At 47.0% G+C, this 10,900-nt stretch carries 12 protein-coding genes and 1 pseudogene; 6 read left to right on the forward strand and 7 right to left on the reverse strand.

Annotation, left to right across the window (positions count from 1 at the left end):
- Window positions 1–546: 546 nt before the first annotated feature.
- Entirely contained in the window at window positions 547–2,073 is a 1,527-nt protein-coding gene (locus tag MUG06_RS18910) for a recombinase family protein (protein WP_243079660.1), read from the reverse strand.
- Window positions 2,074–2,407: 334 nt separating this feature from the next.
- Between MUG06_RS18910 and MUG06_RS18915 the strand changes: the two genes are divergently transcribed.
- Window positions 2,408–2,593: a hypothetical protein gene (locus tag MUG06_RS18915; RefSeq protein WP_243079661.1), complete on the forward strand. Its 186-nt coding sequence runs from the start codon at window positions 2,408–2,410 to the stop codon at window positions 2,591–2,593.
- A 298-nt stretch (window positions 2,594–2,891) separates the two neighbouring features.
- Window positions 2,892–3,101, forward strand: coding sequence for a DUF1471 domain-containing protein (locus tag MUG06_RS18920; RefSeq protein ID WP_243079662.1), 210 nt, complete (start codon window positions 2,892–2,894; stop codon window positions 3,099–3,101).
- A 97-nt stretch (window positions 3,102–3,198) separates the two neighbouring features.
- On the opposite strand, the gene MUG06_RS18925 is transcribed toward MUG06_RS18920, so the two are convergent.
- Window positions 3,199–3,786 carry a TetR/AcrR family transcriptional regulator gene (locus MUG06_RS18925; RefSeq protein ID WP_243079663.1) on the reverse strand — a complete coding sequence of 196 codons (588 nt, stop codon included), beginning with the start codon at window positions 3,784–3,786 and terminating at the stop codon, window positions 3,199–3,201.
- A gap of 130 nt (window positions 3,787–3,916) precedes the next feature.
- Here MUG06_RS18925 and MUG06_RS18930 point away from each other — a divergent pair, with 130 nt between their 5' ends.
- Together MUG06_RS18930 and MUG06_RS18935 are read left to right on the forward strand one after the other, a co-directional pair.
- Complete coding sequence (locus MUG06_RS18930; protein WP_243079664.1) at window positions 3,917–4,306, forward strand: RidA family protein; 390 nt, start codon at window positions 3,917–3,919, stop codon at window positions 4,304–4,306.
- A gap of 207 nt (window positions 4,307–4,513) precedes the next feature.
- Window positions 4,514–4,729: a YdgH/BhsA/McbA-like domain containing protein gene (locus MUG06_RS18935; RefSeq protein ID WP_215844848.1), complete on the forward strand. Its 216-nt coding sequence runs from the start codon at window positions 4,514–4,516 to the stop codon at window positions 4,727–4,729.
- 135 nt (window positions 4,730–4,864) lie between these two features.
- Here MUG06_RS18935 and MUG06_RS18940 read toward each other — a convergent pair whose 3' ends face one another.
- Entirely contained in the window at window positions 4,865–5,800 is a 936-nt protein-coding gene (locus MUG06_RS18940; protein ID WP_243079665.1) for a LysR family transcriptional regulator, read from the reverse strand.
- Between the two features lie 97 nt (window positions 5,801–5,897).
- On the opposite strand from MUG06_RS18940, the gene MUG06_RS18945 reads away from it, so the two are divergent.
- Together MUG06_RS18945 and MUG06_RS18950 are read left to right on the forward strand one after the other, a co-directional pair.
- Window positions 5,898–6,332: a DMT family transporter gene (locus MUG06_RS18945; protein ID WP_215844847.1), complete on the forward strand. Its 435-nt coding sequence runs from the start codon at window positions 5,898–5,900 to the stop codon at window positions 6,330–6,332.
- A 9-nt stretch (window positions 6,333–6,341) separates the two neighbouring features.
- On the forward strand, window positions 6,342–6,833 hold the full coding sequence (locus MUG06_RS18950; protein ID WP_243079666.1) for a DMT family transporter: 492 nt from the start codon (window positions 6,342–6,344) through the stop codon (window positions 6,831–6,833).
- A gap of 98 nt (window positions 6,834–6,931) precedes the next feature.
- Here MUG06_RS18950 and MUG06_RS18955 read toward each other — a convergent pair whose 3' ends face one another.
- The 4 genes and pseudogenes from MUG06_RS18955 to MUG06_RS18970 all read right to left on the reverse strand — a co-directional run.
- A complete protein-coding gene (locus MUG06_RS18955) occupies window positions 6,932–7,333 on the reverse strand; it encodes an H-NS family nucleoid-associated regulatory protein (protein WP_243079667.1) in 402 nt (133 codons plus the stop codon).
- Between the two features lie 434 nt (window positions 7,334–7,767).
- Window positions 7,768–8,817, reverse strand: a complete 1,050-nt coding sequence (locus MUG06_RS18960; protein WP_243079668.1) for a tyrosine-type recombinase/integrase — start codon at window positions 8,815–8,817, stop codon at window positions 7,768–7,770.
- An 872-nt stretch (window positions 8,818–9,689) separates the two neighbouring features.
- Window positions 9,690–10,124: pseudogene (locus MUG06_RS18965) on the reverse strand (DUF3757 domain-containing protein).
- 592 nt (window positions 10,125–10,716) lie between these two features.
- A partial coding sequence (locus tag MUG06_RS18970) for a hypothetical protein (RefSeq protein ID WP_243079420.1) occupies window positions 10,717–10,900 on the reverse strand: 184 nt, incomplete at its 5' end.

Genomic DNA, 10,900 nt, shown 5'->3' on the forward strand with positions numbered 1-10,900 from the left:
GTTGAAAGGCCGACGGCGTCTGGCAGGGCGGGCTAACGGCGCCATGAGGCGTCTGAGTTACATGTCGTTTGGGGTGGCACCTCCATACAGGTCACTTCCACAGTAGTCTTACCGTTTCGTCATTCAATGAAGTTGAGCGCGTCAACCTGACCCGTTTTTTTACAGACAGCTCACGCGTAACGTGAAGCGATTCTTTCGCAAAGCTGAAAGCAACCTCGTCATTCTTCTCTGGTAACTCGCCTGAATAAAGATTTACACTGCAGGATAATCACAAGTACAGCGCTGGACTTATACAGAAGCCAGAAGGAAAGACGGTGTGCTGACTGACTACTGCGGGTAAACTGACAAACAATGTCGTTTCAGGACCGCAGATAGGGGTTTGAAAAATCGTATTACTGCCGGTAATATCAGTGTCACAGGAAGCTAATAACGAAGCTACAGGTTAACGCCTTACCTGAGTGATTGTCAGATAAAGTAATCTTTCGGCCATATTTTTGTACCGGATGCTGGCACCGGGTACCCGGTCTTAATCGGGTTTGTCAGCCCTTAAAGAATAAGCATGTTGTCCTGCATATACTTCATTGCGCTGACAAGAGATCCCGCGTCTGTCCTGCGATCAAGCGGATAGTTTAGAATTCTGATACCGTTCATGAGCCAGATGTCGCAACATTTATGCCCGGTATCAAGAACGATTTGCTTCACCAGATGCTTCACAACAGCCTGACATTCTTTGCGCTCGGCCCAGAGGGCCAGATTAAACTCCCGAAGTGCTTTAGTCTTGATTGCGGGCCGGCTCCGAAAGCGGTCGATGTCTGTTTCTGCTTCCCGAAGCTGCTTTGCCATATCTCTTGCCCGCACGGTCAGTTCCTTTACGTCCGGCGCCACTTCAACCGCTTCAAGTATATTATTCATTCTCATGGAGAGCTCAACGTGCCGGTTGAGGAGATCTTCGATGGAGACTTTCCTAGGGGATTCCCCTATTAAATATTCAAGGCTGTGCAACAAACCCTGAGTCAGAAATTTGTCAACGGGTTCCCGGTTAATTGCACTGGCCGTGCAGCGCTTTTCTCTGCGCATAGTACAGACATAGTAGCCGTATTTGTTCTCAACCAGTGATGACAGTACAATATGGTGACCGCAGCATTTACAGATCATCACTGACCTGAACAAGTTGATGTAAAGGGGATTATCCTTCGAGCGGAGTTTGCTTTCTGATTCGGTTCTCATCAGCTGAACGTCTCTGAAGACATCAGCTCCAATTATGGCCGGATAATAGCCGGGCAACTCTTCAATTCCTTTGCAGGTGTTGTAACGGGAGGGCACAAGGATGCCGGTAACTGATTTCTTATTCAGAAGCTGGTCAACTGAGCTGGAACTCCACGCTCCCTTTACACCTTTGAGATTTTTTCTGTTTTCCTGATTAAGGATTAACCTTATTTTTCCATAGGAGTACTCTTTCAGCCTAAGCATATAAATGTAGCGGATGGTATCCGCAAGCTCATTATTGACGTCAAAACCGCTTCTGTCCGATCTGACCGTGAGCCAGGCGGGGCAGCGGGTAGTCATTACCGCGCCGGCATCAACAGCCAGCTTACGCTTAGCTGCCCAAGCCGACTGCATCCGTCTGGATTTGATTTCGCTCTCCTCATTGGCGCGCTGTGCAATAAGAACGGCTTTAATTACCAAAAAAGGGTCATTGAGAGAATCAGAGGTATAATGCGCTCCATCACTCAGCGTTACCACGTCAATGCCAGCTTTTAGAATAGCCCTGAGCCGCTCCGTAGCATCTCCGATTTTCTCTCTTGAGAGTCTGTCCAGACTTTCCACCAGTAGTACAGAACCGCTCAGGATATGCCCGAGTTCCACGGCTTCCATGAATACTGAGAATGCGCCGCGGGCTGCATGAACTCCTCGAAATGCACTGAGACCCAGGTCTTCGTAAGTTACGGGATTAAGGAAATAGTCAGGATGTGCCGAAAGCCATTCGGCAATCATCTTCTGCTGACGCCTGAAGGAGTCCCCGTGGACCTGCTGGAGAGATGAGAAACGAAGGTAAGCGATTGCGTTTTTCACTCATAACTCCCTTATCAATATGGTGAGAGCAGAACTTTTAACAGGTATCCGTCTCCGCTTCTGCTCGCTGCCTCGCAGCACGGTATTAAAAATAGAAATAATTTCGGCAGCCTGTTTGTGAAAAGCGTTTAGCAGTTGTTTAATAACTAGCAGTTGTTTAGTGACAGACATTTCGAATTTTAGAATTAAAGGAGGAAACTCTTATTGTTCATTTGCAGCACCAACGCTAAACATTACATTAGCCGGAGTTGGCCAGACGGTACTGCCGTGAGATGCCCGCAGCGCTCTTTCGCCGCGTTGCAGCAGGTTCCTGAAGCCTTACGGAGTTTGACCATTGCGCATCCAAAGCCAGCAGATCGGACAGCCGGAAGTGAAAGGTCTTCCCGGCGCGCCCGCCCGCGTGACGGCCATGCGGTTTATCTTCTTTATCGTCTGGAAAACCAGTGGTGAAGAGTTAGGAAGCTTCAGTCAGAAGTTACGGTGTAACATTGAAATCAGCGTGGCATGTGAGTTAACTTAAGGCCATTGTATTGGGATATTTCACTGTTCTTTGAAAGGCTTAATGAAGCTCGAACCTTTGAAACGTGTTGGATCATTGGATAATGATGGGCGTTTAGTTGAAGGGATTGCTGCCGGATTCGCTTGCAGCTCTAGCAGCAATGAAAAGTAAGTATAAGATTACGTATCTTGTTTGATATTCAAATTATTTGATTCATTTCAGCAAGTATATCCGCTGTTCCTTGGGGCGTGAAGTGCATATCCTTTTCACATCGAGACAAAGCGTCTCACACTGACTTTAATTACCCAAGGAAATGACCATGAAATCCATCAAAACATTTGTTGCAGTTGCGGCCCTGACACTGGTTTCTTTCGGCAGCTTTGCGCAGAGCGTTACCGCTTCTGCTTCCACCCTGGACAGTGCTGAAGCCAAAGTTGCGGCTCAGGCTCATAAGGCCGGCGCGTCATATAAAATTACTGGGGCCCGCGTTGATAATGGTGCCTACATTTCTGCCGAGCTGATTAAATAATTTTGCAATGACCTACCGAAAAGGCTGCCCCATCAGGCAGCCTTTTTTACGTTTGTAGCTGCCGCGTAATGAAACTGACAAAGGCATGTCATCTCGGTTAAGCGCGTAGCCCGCCTGCCATAAGCGTAAAGGCTTCGATAGCTTTTGGCAGCCTCTCTTGCGGGCTATCACTCGCTGCCACCCACAACGCCGCATTCAGAGCTGTGCCGCTGAGCAAACGTGCAGCTGCATCCGCATCTACAGTTTTGAGTACGCCCTTATTTATCATCTCTGCAACCGTGGTTCGCGTTGCCTCAAGGCAGGCATTCTGGCTTGGCCAATGCGATGGGTCACCTAAGAATGCAGGGCCATCCAGCAGTACAATGCGTTGTACTTCGGGATCAAGTGCCATCTGGATATAAGCCACACCTTCAGCCAGCAATTGGTTCCAACCTTCTTCTGCTTCTTTCGCAATTTCTTTCGCACGCTGCGCTATTTCACTGTCAACCTGAGCCACCACCGCAGCCAGCAGGCCGCGTTTATCATTAAAATTATGATAAAGCGCGCCACGGGTCAGGCCCACGCTTGCGGTCAATTCATCCATCGAAGCGGCGGCAAATCCTTTTTCAGCAAAGGCTTTACGTGCAGCGGCGATCAGCTTTTTGCGATTTTCTTCCATTGTTTCTGCTCGACGTTTTGTTGCCATGTTTCCCTCAAAGTACTAAACAGTGCGCACATATTTGACATACGCACCGTATGCAACTAATTTGATATACGAGATGTATCTTAAACCAATAATACGAGTTCAACCTAACCAATTACTATAAAGGTGAATCATGATCGAACGCGAACCTGTTTTCCCAGCCAATCGCCATCATTTGTATGAACAATATGGCTACTCTGCCGCGATACGCTCTGGCGACTTGCTCTTTGTGTCCGGGCAGGTAGGCAGCCGCAATGATGGATCACCGGAACCGGACTTTGCTGCGCAGGTAAGACTCGCCTTTGCTCACTTGAAGGAAACCCTGGCTGCCGCAGGATGCGGCTTAGATGATCTGGTTGATGTAACCACTTTTCATACCGATCCTGAAAAGCAGTTTCAAGCGGTTATGGAAATCAAAGCGGAAGTTTTCCCTCAGGCGCCTTATCCCAACTGGACCGCCGTGGGAGTAAACTGGCTCGCTGGCTTTGATTTTGAAATGAAAGTCATTGCGCGCATTCCATAAATTTACAGGACGAAATATAGATGAGATATACGTTTCACTGAGCCTCAAGAATCGGTGCTCTTATCTATATTGGCGCTTCCTATCGCCGTGATAGTTAGCATGATCACAATACCAGCACGTATTGTTAATCTGCTAATGGTAACTAAGGTTATTATTATTCCCATCGGAGGCAAACAACCTCCTCACCATAAATGAAGGAATATGACCATGAAAACCATCAAAACACTGTCACTTGCCGCTGTAACCGCTCTTTCGCTGATCTCATTTGGTAGCTTCGCTCAGAGCGTGTCTGTTACCTCATCAACGCTGGACGGTGCAGAAGCTAAAATCGCCGCCCAGGCAGAGCAGCAGGGTGCGCAGTATAAAATTACCGAAGCTAACACCAATAATCGCGTGCATATGACCGCAGAACTGTACAAATAACGTATGGTCGCATAAGGAAGTGCCGGAAGAGGTCGCCCAATGGGCGGCCTTTTTTGTATCTGCTCACTTTATAAAAGTGGGTTGCTGATGCGATCGCGACAGCCCAGCAAAGATTGCAATATCTTCAGCCAGGCTTTAATCGAATTGCCAGTAAAGTGGCGAACCGTAAACCTCGACAAAGTAATCGATCACTGCTCGGACGTTGAGCGGAGGGTGGCGAGCGTTAGGGTAAATAGCAGCAATATGTTGTGGCTCCGTTTTAATTGCTGCCTCGAAATTCGTCATTACTCTGACTAACTCCCCTTTTTTAAGGCTGTCGCCAATCAGCCAGTCTGGAAACAGCACCATTCCCATTCCCCCTAGCGCCGCAGTCAGTAAAGATTCAGCATTATTAGAGATGAGTAACGCCGAAACCGGATAATGAATCCAGCTGTTATCGGGTTCACGGAACAGCCACCGGTTCGGGCCGGATGAACCTCTGTAGACCAGACATTTATGCTGAGCCAATTCAACCGGCTTTTCCGGCTTGCCATGATTTTTGATATAGCCGGGAGAGGCAACCAAATGATAATGCTGAGTGCCAAATATCCGCGCATGAAAAGATGAGTCGGTCAGGGTGCCAATCCTGAAAATGAGATCGGATGCATCTCTGTGGGGATCGATATAGTCATCGGTTTGCGTCAGCTCGATGAGCAAACGCGGATAGCGAACGGAAAGCGCCGTCAGCCAGGGAGCAATGTGGCGCTGGCCGAAAAACACCGGCGCATTTATCTTGATCAATCCGGCTGGCTCAAGCGAGCGGTCCAGCAGTTCTCTTTGGGCTTCGCTGAGTTGCTCAGTGATAGTGCGGGCGTACTCTACAAATAACTTCCCGGCTTCTGTAGGAATAACCGCCCGTGTGTTTCGATAAAAAAGTTGCTGACCCAGCCTGTCCTCTAGTTGAAGAATAACGCGTGAAATCATGGATGCTGAAACACCCTCGCGCCTGGCGACAACTGAGAAGCTTTGCGCTTCAAAAACACCAATAAAAAATAACAGTGTCCGAAAATTGATGGCGCTGGGATCATACATTATCTCGATTCCTGCAAAGGTGTTTCCCGAATTATACCGTTTTTCATTATTGGAAGCTGCACTATGATCCGGCGCCTAAACCACTGGAGACTGTTTGATGCAGCTTTTATTTATATTACTTGTTGTTGCTGGCGGGATGGGATTGTCCGTAGAAGCCGGTTTATTAGGACCACTGGGAAGCGAAGTCGGGGACTTATGGGCGACGTTCAGTATTTTCGGCGTCGGTGCCGCGCTGACGTTTTTGCTGATGCTGTTTTTCAGCCCACGTAATAGCCCGTCCTTTTTTGCACAACCTTCGTGGACTTTGTTGGGCGGCATATTGGGACCCATTTACGTAGTCATTCTGACCGTTGCGGTTCCCACTATTGGTATCGCCATGACGATGATCGGCATTCTTGCCGGACAGGTTTTCAAAAGTCTGGTGATAGACCATTACGGTTTATTCGGTACTGCCCATCGCAAAATTGACAGCAAACGTATTATCGCGCTTATTTTCATTATTGCTGCCCTTGTTCTTGTGGCTAAAGGCTGAGATTAACAGATGACTATTTTAATGATCGTTCTGGCTGTTGTTGGTGGCGCCGTACTGAGTATTCAGGCTGCGATTAATGGGCAGTTGGGAAGTAAAGTGGGTGTGTTTCGTAGTGCATTTCTGACCTTCGCACTGGGTGCATTGGTGACTGCACTGCTGATCTTCTTCTTTGAACCCAAGCAGACGCTCACCTTGATGGATGTGCCTAAATGGCAACTGCTTGGCGCCTTATGTGGCGTACCTTATATCGTGATTATGGTGCTGGCCGTGCAACGTATCGGTTCAGCAGTTGCTACGGTCGCCGTTATCTTTGGTCAACTGGCGATGAGCATGCTTATCGATAATTTTGGCTGGTTGGGGAATGAAGCGATTCATTTTTCTGCTACGCGCCTGGGTGCAGTGATCTGCCTGGGTATTGCACTGTTCTTCATCTATTCAAGCAGTAAAAGCAGTGCAACACCTGCGGTCAAAAAACTAAAAAAAGCATCGGCACATCGCTAAGAGTTGTGAATCTGAAGATTTTTAGTGTTCAGCAATAACCTGCTACTTACGGATTAACGGAATAGCGTATTCGTTAATCCGTTTTCAGTTACTGCAAATTACAGCAGGAAATCATCAAGCAACTGGCCGTTTTCAATCGCGGTTTTGATTGGAGAAGGAGTACGGCCTTGGCCGGTCCAGTGCCTGACTTCACCATGCTCGTCGGTGTATTTATATTTAGCCGGTCGGGGGGCGCGTTTTGTTTTCCCCGCGCTGGTTGATTGCATTCCACTCAACAGTTCTTCCACGCTAATGCCATCTTCCTGAAGCAGTTCACGGTACATCGCCAACTTCTCTGCCTTCTCGCGCTCTTCAGCTTCAGAGGCTTTTAGTTCATCGCGACGCTCGGCCACAACCATATCCAACTTTTGCAGCATCTCTTCCAGTACATCAACAGACATGTTGCGCGCATGTGCCCGTAGCGTACGGATATTTTTCAGGCTGCTCAGACTTTCACTCATAGATACTTCCTCAAATACTCAAATGGAACAACAGCAAGAATTCACTGTAAGTGGTAAGGGTAACATTGATAAACCTGAATTATAAAGTCTGCGGCGGCTAATCGATTGAAAGTAAAGCAATGTTAGCTAATCGAGCTGGCAGACCTTTGTGTTTTGTCGAAATGCCATACAGCATCGGTCACGATTGATGCTTGATCTGTTTATGGCAAGAGAGAGCCGCAAGAGGGCTGAAGGGAAAGAATATTCAGAGCCATATAGCCTATTAATATCACGTAAATCATCGAATAAGCGGGCAGGGCGAAAAAAGGGGAAACACCCGCCACGGGCTAAAACCATACCCATTCATGCACAGGCTGTTCACATTTTCTGTGGATAAGTTTTCTGCAGTGTTGAGTGCTTACCGGCCAGTAATGGTCACCTTATCTGATAGCCGATTAATCTGTCTCATCACGTGAACGTGCGGATTGCTCCATCATATCCACCATGGCGCCACTGTGCGCATCCACATTACGAATATAACGCATCAGGGTTTCGGGCTTTTTCCACGTTCCTTCCTGCATAATTTGAGCAACCAGATAACCTTTACGGGTCATATCTTGGGCTGCGCCTACGCGCGCGCTGTGCCCACTCCAGTTTCGATAGCGGTTTTTGTTCGATCTAAGGGGCTTTTCATTTCCCGCAACCTGCCAGGCTTTTCTAAAAATCTCTTCAATAGCCGGTCGGCTCAATAACTGGTCGGGCGACGGAAGCGCTTTATTTGAGCGATGCACCCTACAAAAAAGGAATACATCTGGATCATTGCTGAGCCCGGCAGCGTCAATCCATTCATCCAGCCGGCGTGTGGAAAAGGTGCTAAGCGCCTTAGTCAGTCCACCCGTCTGGACGATGGTCTTGGTATGTGAGACGTCCAAAATGATTCGGCCATCTTCGGCGCGAGAAATATCGCCCACTTTGATGCGTGCCAGTTCACTGATGCGGAGCAGCGTGCTGTAGGCCACGTGAAGAAAGGCAAGGTTACGCAATTCCTGTAGACGGGAGGAGCCAGCCCAGGAGTGATCAATTTTGTTTAAATCAGAAAGCCGGAGCGGTACGGCTTGGCCCGTTCGCTCTCCAGACACCACTGCTGTGCGGTTTATTTTTTTCATTACGCGGTAAATCAGTGGAGAAACGTTAGGCGGCGTGATTCCGGCGTTACGGTGTAACATCGAGATCAAGGATGCGTGTGTTGAAATGGTGGTCGAAGCTCGCCCTGAGGCTTGTAGCCAAGAAAGGTAGTCACGAAGATCGCTAGAAAGCATCGGCAAAAAGCTGCGTTGATGTTCTTTTGCCCAGCGCCAGCAGACCGCCATCACACTCATCAATTGAGACCATGTATTGGATGAAAAGGCATCCTTGTCTTGGACAAATTCTCTAAGTCGCGCAGAAATATCTTCATCAGCCTGAAAGGAGACAATGAGGTCCGTTTTTTGAACAGTTTCACGCATATTTGCTCGTTATATAAACAATTTATAAGATGATCGCGCTACGTGAATTCTGAAGAAACTGCAGGGGGATAACCCGCCAGAATTCACGTAGCGCTGTCATTTTGTGTCTGATGTTTACTCTACAGATTCAAATCCAGAAGAGTGTAAGAACATTATTTATCCGCCTTTTATTAGATCGCGCGGGAAGTGCTCATCATACCGGGGATCTAACAAGGATCCTAACTTTACATAATGCCAATTATGTAAAGTTAGAGCTGCACTTGATTGAGATCCGGGTTCGATCAAAGACAACAATAACAAGCCAGCAGGCGAGAGGCCGACACGGGGTAGTTTTAAGGCTCATGATGTAGATTCTGGTGTGGGCCGATAAAATGAGATGCACCAGTAGCACTGGTTTAAAGCTAACAGTAACTGAATTCCAAATGATGTTGGATGGCTTCAGACACGTCAGCGCAACAGTGATTGCAGGAATAATATCTGCTAACGCAGAAAGCAGTAGTATGAAAATAAGAACAATACATTGATGGGTTATATTTATAACTGCTACCCTTTAAATAAAGACTCAGTCTCTAGTGAGCGTATGTCTGCAATTTTACATAAATGAATGGATTAATTTAAATGAAAGAAAATGCTGTTTGTTACTATTAACAATCGAGTATTAATTTGAAACCTTAAATGATTATATCATGCCTGTCATTTTTAATTCTTCGATTAATAAATTAAGGGTGTGTAGCGCTTTTAATGGGAAGCATTCGCTGGAAAAAAAGCACATCCCAGGTGCGGAATGTGCCGGAAAAATAGAGTAAAATATCAGCCTAAAATCAGCAGGGCCGCATCATGTTTCTTTCTAGATTTATATTGGAAATTAATATTTATAAATAAACAGTAAACTTACATTTTTCCGGTGAGGTTTTCTCACAGACATTATAAATTAACCCAAAAGGCCCGCTTTCCTTTTTCCAGGCGTCTCCGTCAGGCTGGATAGAAAACGCTTGTTCATTTTTGGTAATAAAACGCATTTCAAGCGTTTTATCAGAGCCAACATTATAGGTGCAGTACTATAATTTAATTGGGGATGATTCATTTTCCTGAATAGCAAGAGCCATCTGAAAAGAGTGGGCGGGGGATTTTTTCGCGACAATTCCCTGCAAAACGCCGGACCATTCTCCTTTTAGCCCATCAGCACGGTAGACGCCACTGCCAATCTCTTCAATGTTTTTTAATTCAGGGCAATGCTCCGCTGCCTGAGAAACCGCTGAAAAACTCACGCACGAAACAACAACGGTTAACGCTATTAATTTCTTCATTGCAAACACTCCTTATTTAAAATTGCTCCCTTTTATATCCCCAGATATTCGCTGGCACAAGTCAATATCAGGTTTAACAGACTTGGAGTTTATTCAATGCGAGGCGTCTCGCAATAAAAGTCCGGGCTTAAAAAATATTGTGGCTCGGGCAAGGGATTGATGAACCACACTCGGTTTTATAATTAAAGTTCGCTGAGTTGATTCCCGTGAACATGAGGGTTGTCGCGTTTTTTATATGTGATGTCGGAATGCCAGCGGCATTATGAATCACGGTCATTATCGGTGATATGCGCCGTATCAATCGGGTCCATTAACAATTGTTAGGCATGCTTTCAAACTGCTGGGTTGGGTATCTGTTTCGATACTGATGTTATTAATCAGTGTTTTTTTCTCTAAAAATCATTTGGCTTAAGTTATTAAAGGGAATAACAGAATAAAGCTTTCGCCGATCTGAATTGGATGCAGAACAATTAGCAAATCGAAAAAACTTGATGTCAGCTTTTACTTACTATTCCTTCAATGACGATGTTCATTGACTCAAGGCAATAAAAAGCCCCGCATCAATGCGAGGCTGTTGATAAAACCTTAGTGATTAAAACGCAAAGCAGCTGCAGCCGAGCGCGCCCCAGAAGGCGTTGTCCCCGGCCACGGGCACGTCAGAGCCGCGCGCGATGTCGTGCGAGTGGCTGTGTACCCCGCACGGACCGCTGCACTGGTGCGGCTGTTGCATCATGCCCACGCGCGTGGCCGCGGTGGGCGGCGCGCTGCGGTAGTGT

It is taken from the genome of Pantoea sp. MQR6, from assembly GCF_022761075.1.
GTDB lineage: Bacteria > Pseudomonadota > Gammaproteobacteria > Enterobacterales > Enterobacteriaceae > Pantoea > Pantoea phytostimulans.